The following is a 14,074-nucleotide window of genomic DNA, read 5'->3' as shown; positions in this document are numbered from 1 at the left end:
ACCCGTCGATTTCGACACTGGATTTGGTCCCGTGGACCAAATACAATTTCGTGGACCAAATGGGGAGGCCATCATGGGCTCGATCACCACACGCAAACGCAAGGATGGAAGTCACAGCTACAGGGCACGTGTACGAGTGATGCGCGAGGGAACCGTCTATCACGAGACGAAGACTTTTGACAGACGCCCAGCTGCGACGACCTGGATAAAGAAGCGCGAGAAAGAACTAGCAAAGCCTGGTGCCTTGGAGGAGCTGAACGTATCTGACCCTCCGCTATCCAAAGCGATCGAGCGCTACACTGAAGAGGCCGTAAAGGAAATCGGTCGCACGAAAGCGCAGGTCCTCAGGACCATCGCGACCTACCCAATCGCCGATCTGCCCTGCTCCACCATCAAGTCGAAGGATATCATCGAGTTCCTTCAGTCTCTGCCCGGACAACCGCAAACCGTCGGGAACTACGCGAGCCACCTCGCCTCCATATTCGCCATAGCTCGACCGATGTGGGACTTCCGACTGGATGACCGAGAGATGAGAGACGCGATCACCGTCGCACGCCGCATGGGGATCATCTCGCGTTCCGCGCAGCGGAACCGCAGACCCACCCTCGATGAACTCGACCGGCTGCTGGCTCATTTCATTGATCGGCGCCAGAGAACACCTCAGGCCATGCCCATGCACAAGGTGATCGTGTTCGCTCTCTTCTCGACGCGCCGACAGGCAGAGATCACCCGACTCACCTGGGACGATTTCCAGAAGGAGCATAAACGCATCCTTGTTCGTGACATGAAGCATCCCGGCGAGAAGCTCGGAAACGATACCTGGGTCGATCTGCCTGAGGAAGCCATTCGGATCATCGACAGCATGCCCGGGCATAAAGGTGAGATTTTCCCCTACTCACCGGACGCAATCACGGCCAACTTCACCCGCGCTTGCAAGCTGCTCGGGATCGAGGATCTGCACTTCCACGATCTGCGCCATGAAGGCATTTCTCGGCTATTCGAGATGGGCTGGAACATTCCCCATGTCGCGGCGGTCAGCGGACACAGGTCATGGGTTAGCCTGAAACGCTATACGCATATCCGGGAAACAGGCGATAAATATGTAAACTGGCCTGGAATGCAGCTCGCAATCGGCAACACGTGATGCGCCAGTACGTCAATCTCATCGAAAGGATCCGCGCATCACTCAAGGTTTTGCCAGGTACAGGCATCAACTTTCATGGCCGCTGAATGCTGAGATAGAGGCAAGTTAGCGATATGCCGTCCATCCTATTGGCGCCCTATTCATCCATGAACTTTCTCTGGTAGCGCTCCTCCGGCGAAACCCACTGCTCGATAAATGACAGCGGATCGAGTTCGCCCAGCATCGAACGCGCCAAACGCAGCCGGGATTCCAGATGCGCGCGCCGCTCTCCGTCCACCATCTGCATACGCTTCTCAGCCTCGACGAAAAACATCTCGACGGAGAGCGCCTTGGTCCAGTCCGCCATGATATCCGAAAGCTGTTGAAGGCTTTCGGAGCGGGCCTTCGCCTCTCGCCAACGCGGGGCTGGTGTTTGGCTTTCGGAGCACCATACCGCAGATCGTTGGCATTCCGACCGGTGTGATCTCCCAGATCCTGCTCGTGGCCGCCGGTCTCAGCAGCCTTTTCGCACAGTTTCCCAGTATCCAGTTGGCACTCAAGGTGGCTGGGACGTTCTATCTGCTCTGGCTCGCCCTGAAGCTTTGGAAAGCCGATGCGCTGGCGCAATCACCTAATGCCACCCCGATCTCGTTTTCTCAGGCGCTGCTGTTCCAGTTCATCAATCCGAAATCTTGGCTGATCGCGCTCACCGCCGTGTCGGCATTTCTGCAGCCCGAAAAGGCGGTTCTTCGGTCGCCGTGCATCCGACTGGACGCTCGACAGGCTGCATCTGGTGCTGCAGGCCGCGTTCAGCTGGACCGACAGCCATCTGCATGAGTTCCGGATCGGCGGGCTGCGCTATGGCGACCCCGATCAGCTTGAGGATGGTTTCGGCGGACCGCAGATTTTCGACTACACCGGGGTCAGGCTTGCGGATTTCACCGGCCAGGATCTGACCTTCAATTACCTCTACGACTTTGGCGATGACTGGACCCATGTGATCCGGATCGAGGAGTGGCTATCCCTCGATCCCCTGCCCCGCCACGCGGAATGCACCGAAGGTGCCCGTGCCCGGCCGCCCGAGGACGTCGGCGGCCCCTGGTCCTATGCCGATTTCCTCGAGACCATCCGCGATCCGAACCACGAGGACCACAACTCCAACCTTCGCTGGGCCGGCGGGCATTTCGATCCGGACTGGTTCGACATCGACCTGATCAACAAGGATCTGCGCAACACCTTCCGCAAGAACACCAGCCGGCGCCTGCATCAGCCCAAGCCAAAGCCTTCTGGTCGGTGAGCGCAGAGGGCTCGGCCCTCAAGGCGCTGCCGCGGGCCTGGATGACCCTCCTCCTGCCGGCAGCACCAGTGTGGCAGCGCCCCCAGCGGGATCCGGGGATGTCTGCACCGCAAAAGGTGCACTGGTCTTGCGGCCTCTCCAGAAGCGTTGCTTGGCGTCGAGGCTCCCGCCCGACTTACCCAAGCATGGGCTCCCTACCCCCTTTCACACGCTTCGGAGAGTCTCCCCGATCCAACGCTCCCGTCCGATTTGCGCTCTATGCTATCCGTCTCCCCGCCAACCCGCTGCGCGCCCTTCTCCCAGCTATGCCATCGTGTTTCACTCCGGGATCATGAACACGGCGTTTCTCTTGATAGCGATGTATTCCGGGCGACCGATCATTCCCGCTGAGGATGTCGCCAGGGATTTTTTCGGTCTGAGTACCGACAAGTTCATCCGCAAAGTCTCGGCCGGTTCGATCGCCCTCCCCCTCGTCCGAATGGAAGCATCGCAGAAATGCGCCAAAGGCGTCCATATCGACGATCTGGCCGAGTACCTGGACAAGAGGCGGGCTGCAGCCGTCAAGGAATGCCTTCAACTGCAGGGTCTTCGGTAAGCGTGTTCCCCTCTGAAAATCGCCGACGGCCAGCCTGCTACCCACGGCACGAAGCCACCACCCTCTTCATCTCGCTCAACAGCACGGATTGAATTCTGTCAGAAAACTGCATATATTTCTGACAGGAAAACGATCATGCAGCACCTTGCAGAACAGATATTGACCCATGCAGAGGGACTTCCGGAAGGAGCGCCACTTGCCGCAAAGGGCCTGCTGCACCTCGGCAGCCGTGCCGGTGTGGATCAGGCCTTGTCGCGCCTTGCCGAGCGCGGCCAGTTGATCCGTGCCGGGCGCGGCGTTTACCTGCGACCGATCAAAAGCCGGTTTGGAACGCGCGCTCCGTCCGTGGAACAGGCCGTCGAGGCCCTCGCGGCGCAACGTGGCGAAATCATCGTTCCAACCGGCGCCGCCGAAGCGAATGCACTCGGCCTGACCACGCAAGTGCCTGTTCGCTCCGTGTACCTGACCTCGGGTCGCAGCCGCACGCTCTCATTGGGCAAACAACTCGTGGAACTGCGCCACGCCCCCCGATGGCAACTCGCCCTCGGGAAGAGGCCGGCTGGCAGTGCTGTTCGCGCCCTGGCCTGGCTCGGGCCGGAACAGGCAGAGACAGCTCTTAGATCGCTGAAGCAGAAACTGCCCGCAGCGGCGTTTGACGAATTGGTAACCGCAGCACCGCAGTTCCCGACCTGGCTTGCACGCAGTGTCGGAAAGGCGGCGCATGTCTGAACTCTTCCTGTCTTTGCCGCCTGCAGACCGCAAGGAAGCCCTGGCCGTAGCTGCAGATCGCTCCGGGCGGCCCGCGCACCTGCTCGAAAAGGACGTCTGGGTTGTCTGGGCCCTTCAGACCCTCTTCAGTTCCGAGCTTGGTGAGCACCTCGTTTTCAAGGGCGGAACATCCCTTTCCAAAGCCTATGGGGTGATCCAGCGCTTCTCTGAAGATGTCGATCTGACCTATGACATACGGGCAATCGCACCTGATCTGGTGGGAGAACGCGCCGAAGCCCTGCCAACCACACGCAGTGAGGAAAAGCGCTGGTCGAAAGCTGTTCGGGATAGATTGCCAAAATGGGTCGTCGAAACGACGCAGCCCTTGATCCAGGACGCCATTGCAGCGCAAGGGCTATCGGCCTCGACACGGGCAGATGGCGACAAGCTTTTCATCGATTACAAAGCCGCCTCTTCTGGCTCCGGCTATGTCGCCCCCAGCGTCATGCTGGAATTCGGCGCGAGATCGACCGGCGAACCGGCGAGCCTGCGTGACGTCACCTGCGATGCGAACGGGCTGATCGAGGGCGTGACCTTTCCGACCGCGACACCGCGCGTGATGCATGCCGAACGAACCTTTTGGGAGAAGGCCACGGCGATCCATGTCTTTTGCGTACAGGGTCGGCTCCGCGGGGAGCGCTTCGCGCGCCATTGGCATGACCTGGTACGCCTCGACGATGCAGGCATCGCGGATGTGGCTATTTCCGACCGAGACCTCGCCTCAGCAGTCGCGCGGCACAAGCGTATGTTCTTCCCGGAGAAGACGGCCGGCGGAACACCCGTGGACTATGAAGCCGCGGTTCATGGCAATCTGCAACTGGTCCCAAACGGAGAGGCTCGCACCGCGCTCGCGGCCGACTACGCGCACATGGTCGACGACGGCCTATTGCTTGAAGACGCTGAGCGTTTCGACGACCTCATCGAACGTTGCGCATCCATTGCCGAGCGCGCAAAGCTCGCAGAAAACAATCAGCACATCCGCACCTGAGCAGGTGGGCATACAGACTTCACGCCAGATAGCGGAAATCCGATGATCTTGGCAATGTCACGTCTTGACGCAATGCCAAGGGTCGTTTTGACTTCAAATCTGTATTTCATCCTGCATCCGAGGCGCGCGTGCGACGAACGTCAAAGACCGAATTTCTCAGAGGGTTAGGCGAATATAATCCCGGCGCACATGGGCCTTCGGGAACATCCTCAGAGCGGCAAAGACTAAAAGAAAAAATCGCCGCATATGATGCTCAACGCGGCGGCGTTTGGAACTACGAAGATCTCTATCATATCCTGACTATGATCCTGAAAGGATACCCCGTAGATAAAGCGCGCGACACGATTGCGGCCTTGGATGGGCCTGGGGAAGCCGCTGCAAAATTAGGAATATTTGACGGAATCTGCGGATATATTCCAATTGGTAAAGCAAATTTCATCGAACGTGAGCGACGGGCTATCGCCTTCGGAAAACATGAAGTCGACATTTCACCTGACTTTAGCTTCAAGGCAAATCAGGAAATTTTCGAAGTCTTCATTTATCCCTATAAGTCACCTCCACTCAAGCAGCAACAGAGGCATGCGATCGTTAACGCCATTGCCGCGACCGAGAGGAAAGTCCCGCATTTCTTAATTTTGGCAGAGTACCCAGAACTGTCCGGGATACGAAAATTCAAAGCAGAAACCTTTGATTTTCGTTACAGAGTTACTGAAGAGGGCTTCATAAAACACATGGAAACCTTCTATGATCTCCTCGACGAACGATCCAAAACAGGAGATTTATTCGGAGGATAGTGCATGGGCGACGATCGTGTCTGCCGCACTTGCGATCCCCCACCGCATGACCCGCCGCCTCAGAACTTTAGCTGAAAAGTTGTTGACGCACCCCAGTCACTTCATGAAGCAACAGGCCACTATCGCATAATTTGGATGGAGGATGGCATGGTGGCCCGCAGGAAGAAACGTGCCACAGAAACTTCACTATCGAGCAACCTCTCGCGCCCAGAGTCCAATGAAATTTCCCTTACTGTTCAATACGCAAGCGCCAGGCTCACGTGATCTATGTCAGGGGTTCGATCTTGATTAAAATTCTTCACACTGCTGACGTCCATTTGGACTCTCCCCTCAGGTCACTGGCCTTGCGCAACTCGGACCTTCGCGACGCGGTTGCAGCAGCCTCCCGGTCCGCTTTCCGCGGACTGGTCGATTTCGCCATCTCCGAACAGCTCTCCGCAGTCCTGATTTCCGGCGATCTGTTCGATGGAAAAGAGCGCAGCGCAAGAACGGGCGCCTTCCTGATGGCCGAGCTTGATCGCCTTGGCGATGCGGGGATCAAAGTTTTCTACATCAAAGGCAATCATGATGCCGAGAACCCGATCACCGGAGCGCTTGATCTGCCTGCCCAAGTTCACGCTTTCGATGCACGCGGCGGCATGGTGCCGCTGACAGACGACATCGTGATCCACGGTGTCAGCTTCGCGGACCGTCACGCGCCCGACAGCCTTCTGCCGCGGTTCAAACCGCCGGTTCCGGGCGTGGTGAATATTGCCATGCTGCACAGCTCGCTTGGCGGTGCGGCGGGTCATGATATCTATGCCCCCTGCAGCCTCGCCGATCTGGCCGGCATGGGGTTCGATTATTGGGCGCTCGGCCATATCCACAAACGGCAGGTCCATTCGGCCGCACCCTGGATTGTCATGCCCGGCACCCCGCAGGGGCGAGATATAGGCGAGTCCGGCCCAAAATCCGCGACGCTGCTGACCATCGATCAGGGCCAGATCGATATTAGCGAAGTACCCAGTTCGGTCGTGGAATTCGCCCAAAGCGAACTGGATGTGACAGAGACGGAGAGCGACGAGGCTCTGCGCGGGCTGCTGAAGTCCCACCTGAGTGCGATGCGCAACCAGATCGCGGCGCCGATCGGCGTTATCCGACTGATCTTGACCGGAACGCCGAAGCGCCATTGGCAAATCCTACGGGATCGCGATGTCTGGATCGAACAGGTGAACGAGCTTGCCCAGGCCACCGGGGATCTCTGGATCGACAAACTCCTGTTCGACCTGCCGCCGCCGGACGCAACCGAAGGCGCAAGCGGCGCCGCCGACGAACTGGCGACGATCATGGCAACGATCCGCGGCGAGCCCGGCTTTGCCGCCCTCGCCCGCGACGAGGTCGAGACCGTCCTGCAGGAACTGCCCGTTACCCTGCGCGACCGCTTGCTGCCGGATGAGGCCGCGCGCGATGCGATGGTGGATAAATTGACCAAGGCCGGCGCCGACGTCGTCCTGGCCCAGATGAAGGGGGCCGGACACTGATGCGGCTCCAGCGCCTCTCCCTTGATCGTTTCGGCCATTTCACCGACCGGCACTTCGACTTTGGCTCGGCCTCCGATGGCCATGATTTCCACATCATCTATGGCCCGAACGAAGCCGGAAAAACCACCACGATGGAAGCCGTCCTACGGCTATTCTACGGCTTCCCGCTGCGCGAGGGCTATGCGTTCAAGCATCCGCGCAATAACCTCCAAGTCTCGGCCAGGCTGGACATCGACGGTGTCTTGCGTGATTTCACGCGACTACCGACGCGCAGCGGATCGCTGGTCGACGCGACCGGCACCCCGCTGCCCGAGGCTGCCCTCTCCGCCCATCTCGCGGGATTGTCCGAAGAGGATTACCGCCGCCTGCTCTGCCTTGACGACGAGACAATCGAACGCGGCGGCGAAGAGATCGCAAATGCCGAAGGGGATATCGGGCGCCTGCTCTTTTCCGCTGCAGCGGGCGTGGCCGACCTGAGCACCGTTCTGGATCACGTCCGCGAGCGGGCCGACGCGCTATGGAAGAAACGCGGACGCACCACCCACATGGCCGAATTGAAACGCGCCTTGGCCGACGTTGAAAAAGAGATCAAAGACCGCGACGTGACCGCCAGCGCCTGGAAGGCCCTCAAGAAAGATTTGCGCAAGGCACAAGAGGCCGAGCGGGAGGCGCGCAAGACGCGGGATGCGCTGAATCTGACGAAGGCGCGCATGGAGGCGCAGCGGCGTGCCCTGCCCCTGATGGGCGAGATCCGGGACCTGGAACAGGCGATTGCCTCTTTCGCGAGTTATCCCGATCAACTGGATTTCGATCCGGAACGGCTGATCGAGCTAAACAGAGACCGTGGGCTGGCCACACAGAATATCGCACGCCTGACCGAGGAGATCGCGAACCTCAGGGAAAATCGCGACGCCGTCGCCTTGGATCCGAAGCGTCTTGAGCTTTCGACCGCGCTGGCAGCGCTGGAGGATCTCGCCGCGCGGGATCGAACCGCACAGCTCGACCTTGACAGGCGCGAGGACGAACGGCGGGCCGCGGAGGCATCGATGAAGCAGGCTGCATGGGATCTTGGGGTCACCTCGCCAGACGTCGATCTGCAAGGGCTGGTCCTGTCGGGCGCCGATATTGCGTCTCTGGAGAGCGCCAGGGAAGCTCTGCGCGAGGCGATTTCCCAAGAAAAGATCGAGGCGCGCGAAACCGCCGAATTGAAAGAGCGGGTGATCGCCGCGACCGAAGCCATGCAGGATGGCGCGCCCGCGGATGAGGAACGCCCACAGGTAGCAGATATTCTGCTGCGCTTCGATGCGGAGACCCTCGCCCCTGCCTACGCCGCAGCGCAACAGGCGATCGCGGATATGAAGATCAAGGCGCGGCGCTCCCTGGCTGCGCTCTCATTCGCAGGCGTCACTTTCGATCACCTACCCGCCTGCCCGACCTCACGTCACCAGGCAACCAACTGGGCCGAGCGCCATCAGGACTTGCTTCACGACCTGCGCACGACAACGGCAAAGCGCGACGAGCATCTGGAGGATGCGGAGGCCCGCGGGGCTCAGGCCAAATCACTGGCCCGGGACGCGAAGCTCATCTCGGATGCCGATGCCGAGGATCTGCGCGCGCGGCGCGATGCACGCTGGGCGGAGCATCTTGCCGCCTTGGACAGACAGACCGCCGCCGACTTCCACGAGGCAATGCAAGGGCATGATATCGCTGCCGAAGCGCGATTGGCGCAGTCCCGCGAACTGGCACAGCTCCGCGAAATCGGCCAGGCCGAAGCCCAGGCCCGCGCCCGTGCGGCTCAGACCGACAAACGCCTGGAAACCCTTCGTGAAGAACGCACCAATATCGAGGCCTCGGTCAGCGCGGCGGCGGCTCAGGTTGGCCTTCCAGACAGCATCACGCCTGCGGAATGGTTGGACTGGCGGCGAAGTCACGAGGCGGCCAGCGAAGATGCCCAGGCCCTGCGCGATACCGAAGAGACCAATCAATCCACCCTCCAACGCGCCGACGCCCTACTGGCCGAGCTGGCCCGGACCCTGCCCTTTCCCCCGACAGACCTGACCGGCGCCCTGGCGGCGGCCCGGCGTCAGGCCGAGGACGACCGCAAGCAAACCGACGCCCATACAACGGCCGAGGCAACCCTGCGACAGGCGCAGCGGGATCTTGCCCGGCGCGAAGAGCGTTACGCAAAAGCGTTTAAGGCAAAGGAGGATACGAAGAAGACCTGGCGCGCACTGGTCCACGACCTCCTCGGAGAGGCATTGCCCCCCGAACGGCTGGAGGCATCGCTGGAGCCCCTGCGCGCTTTGCGCGAACACGAAAACACACGGGCCGCAGCCGGGCGACGGATCACAACCATGCAGGCGGACCAAAAGCAGTTCACCCAGGAGATCGACAGCCTGGCACGCGCCCATGGGCAGGAGCCTCACGCAACGGCGGCAAAGACATTCGCCGCCCTCAAAACCCTGGCGGAAAAAGCGCGTTCGGCCACTGAGACGGGCCGAAAACTCGACACCGCGATCGAGACGGCCGAGGCCGATCTTGTCGAACACAAGGATCGACAAAACGCCATCGACCAAGAGGTCGCGACCATCGCCATGCTTTTCCCCGATACGACCACCCCGGGCGATATCGGCGCCCTGCGCGAGGCCGCAATTCGCACGCAGAAAGCAATCGACAACCGCGCCGCGCTGGCGAAAATCACCCGCCAGGTCCTGGCCGAACTGGGCACGACCGACATCGAGACAGCCCGCGCCCAGCTTGCAGAGTCCTCAGTTGCCGCATTGGAGGGCGAACTCGACAGCAACCGATCCGATCTTGCCCATGCCGAGGACGAGCTGACCCTCGCCATTCAAAACCGCACAGCCGCCGAATATGCCCTAGCCGAGGTGAAGGGAGACGACACGGTTGCGGAATTGGTCGAGCAGAAAGCCACGCTGGAACTGCAGCTCGAAGAGGCTGCCTTGGAGCATCTCGAACTTTCCCTGGGCCATCACCTCGCCTCCGACGCCATCCGGCGCTATCGCGACAGCCATCGCAGCGGCATGTTGACAGCCACGGAAGACTGCTTCGCCAGTCTCACGCAAGGCGCCTATCCGACCCTGAGTACCCAGATCGACAAGGAGTCCGAGATTTTGCTCGCCGTCGATGGCAATGGGGTCAGCAAGCGTGCGGTCGAAATGTCCAAGGGCACGCGCTTCCAGCTATACTTAGCGCTGCGGGCAGCGGCCCACGAACAACTTGTCGCGCAGGGCACGAGGCTCCCGTTCTTTTGCGATGACATCTTCGAAACCTTCGACGAGGCACGCACCAGCGCCGCCTGCCGCGTCATGGAAGCCATCGGCGGACGCGGCCAAGCGATCTACCTGACCCACCACCGCCACGTGGTCGAGATCGCAAAGAGCGTTTGCGTAACGCCTCCGGTCATTCATGAACTTTAAGACATCGCGCCGAGGAGAGTTGATTTGAGTACTTGGAATGCTCGCCGAGAGGCCTGGAACCCGCAGAAGGAAGACGCCCGGAATATCGGGGATGTCGACTATGGCCGGGTGATCCATTCGGCATCATTCAGAAGATTGCAGGGCAAGACCCAGATCCTGAATCTCGGCGACAGTGATTTCTATCGCACGCGCCTGACGCATTCCTTGGAAGTTGCTCAGATCGCGGGAGGGCTCGCAGTCCAGCTCGCGCGCAGTTTCCCCGATCACTCGGCAACGGCAAGTCTCCCGGACCGCAGCCAAATCCATGCGATCGCCTGCTCCCACGACCTGGGCCACCCACCATTCGGCCATGGCGGTGAAGTCGCACTGAACTACTGCATGCGCGATGCGGAAGGGTTCGAGGGCAACGGCCAGACCCTGCGTCTCCTGGCACGGCTCGAAAACTTCTCAGCCGCTGCGGGGGCCAACCTGTCACGTCGTTCCATGCTTGGCGTCTTGAAATACCCTGTTGCACTCTCAAGGTTGCGCAACCCCGAATTGCGCCCGCGGTTGCAGGAGGGCCCTTCGGTTCTGCAAACCATCGACTTGAAAGCCTCGACTCCGCCAAAGGGATATCTCGACAGCGAAACCGACGTCGTCGACTGGATTCTCGAGCCGCTCGGCAATGCCGATCGGGATGCCTTCACGTCGATCGAAAAGCGCGAAGGCAAGCATGCCCGCACTCTCCACAAGTCTCTCGATTGCAGCATCATGGATCTCGCGGACGATATCGCCTACGGGGTCCATGATTTGGAGGATGCCATTGCACTTCGGCTCGTCACAGAGCGCCAGTTCCGCGACCTCGTTCCCGAGGAATCCTGCAAAATCTTTGTCGAAGAAAGGCGGCTGAAGGGCCCCACCGAGAGCAACGCCCCATACGAGGCCATGGTCGACGGGCTGTTTGGCGACAGCAACACGCGCAAGCGCTGGATCAGCCGGTGGGTCAATCATCTGATTACACCCGTCCGTTTCATCGAATGTCCCGAATTCCAAGACCCCTTGCTCCGCTGGCGCGTCGAGATTCCAGAAGGTCAGGCCCGCTTCCTCAAGGCCCTAAAAGAGCTCGTAATGCAGGTGGTTATTCGCAGTCCGGGCGTGCAACATCTCGAATTCAAGGGGCAATCCATGGTTGTCTCGGTCTTTGAGGCAATGCAATCAGATCCAGAACGTTTGCTCCCGCGCGATGCGCAAGCGAAATTCGAAGCAGCAGATGGCGACCTCCGGCACATCAGCGATTTCGTGGCTGGTATGACCGACACCTATCTGCTCAAGACCTATGAAAGGCTGTTCGAGCCGAGGATGGGCTCAGTGTTCGACAAGCTTTAGTGAGCACTGTCCCTAGGGCGATGCTCAACCGCTCTAGCGGCCGCGTCGAAGTTCAAGCGCGATGGCCTGCTTAAAAGCGCGAGGCCCGCGGGGAGCTACACAAGTTGCCGGGACATCATCTGGGTATCTCCCGAGACAGGCGCCGGGAACCACTCTCCCAGGCCTCAACCCGTCGCCGTGAAACCGGTCAAACTGGTACCCTTTCTGGCAAACGATGCTTAGTTGTTGGACTCCCACGCCTGTAATTCATCGGTGTTGACCTGCGCTCGAAAATGGCAGATGTTGATCTCGGCCTTTCTCGCAGGCCGGTGTGCCCGCCATGCGAAGCTTTGCAGCGACCTTGACTTCGAACAGCAGACTTCATGCCATCGGCGGGTCTGATTAGCAGCGGGCACCTAGTCGGATCCAGCTTGGACATGGATCATGACAGAGAACGACAAGCTTAAAACATTGAAGCTCTTGGCAAAGCGTTGCGCCAGAGCGATGGGGCAACCGCAACATGTGGCACTCGACTTTGTTGCCAATCGTTTGGGCTTTCCTCATTGGAACGCATTGACAGGAAGCGCCAATAGAGAGTGGACCCCATCCGAAGCACAAGTCGCCTCAATCAAGGCGTTTGTGGAACGCATTACTTCCTACGAAGGCGCGGCCTTTGACCATGTATTCGGAGGGCCCAATGCAATTACTCGGGGAGATGTAAGGGGGCATCCATACGAGTTGAAGACAATGCTCGGCGACGTTTATATGGAAGGTGAGGGCTGGCGAATAGTGCTGCCAGAAAACCCCTCGGCGGCCCCGAATGTCGAGATCGACATCAGCCACGCCCAGAACAGCCCGATAAATGATCGAGTGCTGCTTGCAGAGGCGATCGGAATTGCCAAGGAGTTGATGAAGAGCGTCAAGGCACGACGATTTTCTGATTGGCCACGGCGCGCCACAAAACCGGATGCAGAGGGAACGGTCCGCCATCCGTTCTTGGAGATGGAGAAATCAAACCTCTGGTACTGCCTTCACTGCGACGCAGAGATCACCGGTCCACAGATCGCTGGAAACCAATGGCACTGCCCCGGCTGCGGCGCTTCACCGATCAACATCTTTCCAGAAGCCTTCTGGCTGGGACGGAACGATGAAAAGCCAGCGCCAGTCCAATCCCGCGCCGAAGAGCAAGAGATTGAACCCATCGTGTCAGTTGTTGATCCGCGGCCTAGGCTTGATCTCAACAAGAACCAGGTGACCCATCTGATCCGATCAGCCCTGTTCGAGGATGCCGCGAGTGCCAGCGAGCGAATGGGAGCGAGTCTGGCCGAGATCTGGGTTGATGACGATCTCGAGGTGATTGTTTCCCTCGAGGATCACTACTGGCCCGAGGACAAAGAGCCGACCGCTGCGATCAAAGTGGCCGCACTGCTTGGGATCGAAATTGAGTTGGAAGTTACTTGGTCGGATCCGTTGTTCGCATGGCCAGGTTTGGGCACTATGACCCGGAGCACGGCCGAATATACGCGCATGATGCTTGATGCCTACCGCAGTAAAGGCATCGTGGAAGAAAGGGGTGGAAACCGATAGCTCCTTAGCCTGCGCGGCTTCGACAACCAACTCGCCGGGCACCGGCAGGCGCGAAACGCCTTCAGTCTGGCGGGTTTCTCCGCTGGGTCTGAGGGGAGACCCGTTCCTCAGAACTGGATCTCATCATCGCGGTCGACCAACTCGGGATGTTCGCTCTCGGCCGAGGCTGTGTGGAAACTCGATCGAACATTGCCTGCCCCGGAACGATATTCTTGGACAGGCGCACCTGTGTAAGTTTGTTCCAATGCGGGCCGCCACAGGCAGGCCAGCAAGGAAACCATTCTTCACGAATTCGGGAAATAAGAGCTTCCATGCAGCCTCGGCCCTCAAGAGACATTCGAGCCAGGAGCAACGGATGACCGGTCTCAGCCCCGCTCAAGACATTCGTGTTAAGCGCTGCATGCGACCGAGCGCTGACACCGAGGGCGGGGAATTGCCTTTCGCGGTAGCACCGACCAACGACCGTTTTGGGGTCGTCTTCTGTCTGTTCGCTTGGCGGTCCCCCGATTGAGATGGCCGTCATTCCCGACATCTGATCACCAGAGCCAGTCGCTTACATCAGTGACCATGGATTTCCGCTCCCTGGCCAACCTGCCGAGGCGCACTTTCAGACATGCCGCT

The 14,074-nt window shown here is 59.7% G+C and carries 12 protein-coding genes; 11 read left to right on the top strand and 1 reads right to left on the bottom strand.

Annotated elements, in window-relative coordinates:
• The first annotated feature begins 73 nt into the window (after positions 1-73).
• Positions 74-1,144, top strand: coding sequence for a site-specific integrase (locus ATO6_RS12935; protein WP_176440923.1), 1,071 nt, complete (start codon positions 74-76; stop codon positions 1,142-1,144).
• Positions 1,145-1,280: 136 nt separating this feature from the next.
• On the opposite strand, the gene ATO6_RS12930 is transcribed toward ATO6_RS12935, so the two are convergent.
• Positions 1,281-1,490, bottom strand: coding sequence for a hypothetical protein (locus ATO6_RS12930; protein WP_088624422.1), 210 nt, complete (start codon positions 1,488-1,490; stop codon positions 1,281-1,283).
• 62 nt (positions 1,491-1,552) lie between these two features.
• On the opposite strand from ATO6_RS12930, the gene ATO6_RS12925 reads away from it, so the two are divergent.
• The 10 genes from ATO6_RS12925 (at position 1,553) to ATO6_RS12880 (ending at position 13,453) form a co-directional block, all read left to right on the top strand.
• Entirely contained in the window at positions 1,553-1,960 is a 408-nt protein-coding gene (locus tag ATO6_RS12925; protein WP_254919146.1) for a LysE family translocator, read from the top strand.
• Positions 1,917-2,420 (top strand): plasmid pRiA4b ORF-3 family protein, encoded by a 504-nt coding sequence (locus ATO6_RS12920; protein ID WP_254919145.1) that lies wholly within the window; start codon positions 1,917-1,919, stop codon positions 2,418-2,420. The genes ATO6_RS12925 and ATO6_RS12920 overlap by 44 nt, the downstream gene beginning before the upstream one ends.
• 331 nt (positions 2,421-2,751) lie before the next feature.
• The gene (locus tag ATO6_RS12915) at positions 2,752-3,015 is read left to right on the top strand and encodes a pyocin activator PrtN family protein (RefSeq protein ID WP_020043354.1); all 264 of its coding nucleotides are present in this window, start codon (positions 2,752-2,754) and stop codon (positions 3,013-3,015) included.
• Positions 3,016-3,150: 135 nt separating this feature from the next.
• Complete coding sequence (locus tag ATO6_RS12910) at positions 3,151-3,744, top strand: DUF6088 family protein (RefSeq protein ID WP_088624420.1); 594 nt, start codon at positions 3,151-3,153, stop codon at positions 3,742-3,744.
• On the top strand, positions 3,737-4,771 hold the full coding sequence (locus tag ATO6_RS12905) for a nucleotidyl transferase AbiEii/AbiGii toxin family protein (protein WP_088624419.1): 1,035 nt from the start codon (positions 3,737-3,739) through the stop codon (positions 4,769-4,771). The genes ATO6_RS12910 and ATO6_RS12905 overlap by 8 nt, the downstream gene beginning before the upstream one ends.
• A 128-nt stretch (positions 4,772-4,899) precedes the next feature.
• Positions 4,900-5,565, top strand: a complete 666-nt coding sequence (locus ATO6_RS24840; RefSeq protein WP_141101995.1) for a hypothetical protein — start codon at positions 4,900-4,902, stop codon at positions 5,563-5,565.
• A 260-nt stretch (positions 5,566-5,825) separates the two neighbouring features.
• On the top strand, positions 5,826-7,085 hold the full coding sequence (locus ATO6_RS12895; RefSeq protein WP_121062041.1) for a DNA repair exonuclease: 1,260 nt from the start codon (positions 5,826-5,828) through the stop codon (positions 7,083-7,085).
• A complete protein-coding gene (locus tag ATO6_RS12890; RefSeq protein WP_088624418.1) occupies positions 7,085-10,522 on the top strand; it encodes a YhaN family protein in 3,438 nt (1,145 codons plus the stop codon). Before ATO6_RS12895 ends, ATO6_RS12890 begins: the two co-directional genes overlap by 1 nt.
• Before the next feature lie 24 nt (positions 10,523-10,546).
• The gene (locus ATO6_RS12885; RefSeq protein WP_088624417.1) at positions 10,547-11,887 is read left to right on the top strand and encodes an anti-phage deoxyguanosine triphosphatase; all 1,341 of its coding nucleotides are present in this window, start codon (positions 10,547-10,549) and stop codon (positions 11,885-11,887) included.
• Positions 11,888-12,310: 423 nt separating this feature from the next.
• Complete coding sequence (locus ATO6_RS12880) at positions 12,311-13,453, top strand: hypothetical protein (protein ID WP_254919144.1); 1,143 nt, start codon at positions 12,311-12,313, stop codon at positions 13,451-13,453.
• The last annotated feature ends 621 nt before the right edge of the window (positions 13,454-14,074 follow it).

This window comes from Oceanicola sp. 22II-s10i (assembly GCF_002210105.1).
GTDB lineage: Bacteria > Pseudomonadota > Alphaproteobacteria > Rhodobacterales > Rhodobacteraceae > Pseudooceanicola.
This window is presented reverse-complemented; position numbering and strand designations above follow the sequence as displayed.

Excerpts from the sequence above, each read along its gene's own strand:
- ATO6_RS12935 (WP_176440923.1), top strand. The coding sequence starts at position 74 with ATGGGCTCGATCACCACACGCAAACGCAAGGATGGAAGTCACAGCTAC.
- ATO6_RS12930 (WP_088624422.1), bottom strand. The coding sequence starts at position 1,490 with ATGGCGGACTGGACCAAGGCGCTCTCCGTCGAGATGTTTTTCGTCGAG.
- ATO6_RS12915 (WP_020043354.1), top strand. The coding sequence starts at position 2,752 with ATGAACACGGCGTTTCTCTTGATAGCGATGTATTCCGGGCGACCGATC.
- ATO6_RS12910 (WP_088624420.1), top strand. The coding sequence starts at position 3,151 with ATGCAGCACCTTGCAGAACAGATATTGACCCATGCAGAGGGACTTCCG.
- ATO6_RS12905 (WP_088624419.1), top strand. The coding sequence starts at position 3,737 with ATGTCTGAACTCTTCCTGTCTTTGCCGCCTGCAGACCGCAAGGAAGCC.
- ATO6_RS12890 (WP_088624418.1), top strand. The coding sequence starts at position 7,085 with ATGCGGCTCCAGCGCCTCTCCCTTGATCGTTTCGGCCATTTCACCGAC.
- ATO6_RS12880 (WP_254919144.1), top strand. The coding sequence starts at position 12,311 with ATGACAGAGAACGACAAGCTTAAAACATTGAAGCTCTTGGCAAAGCGT.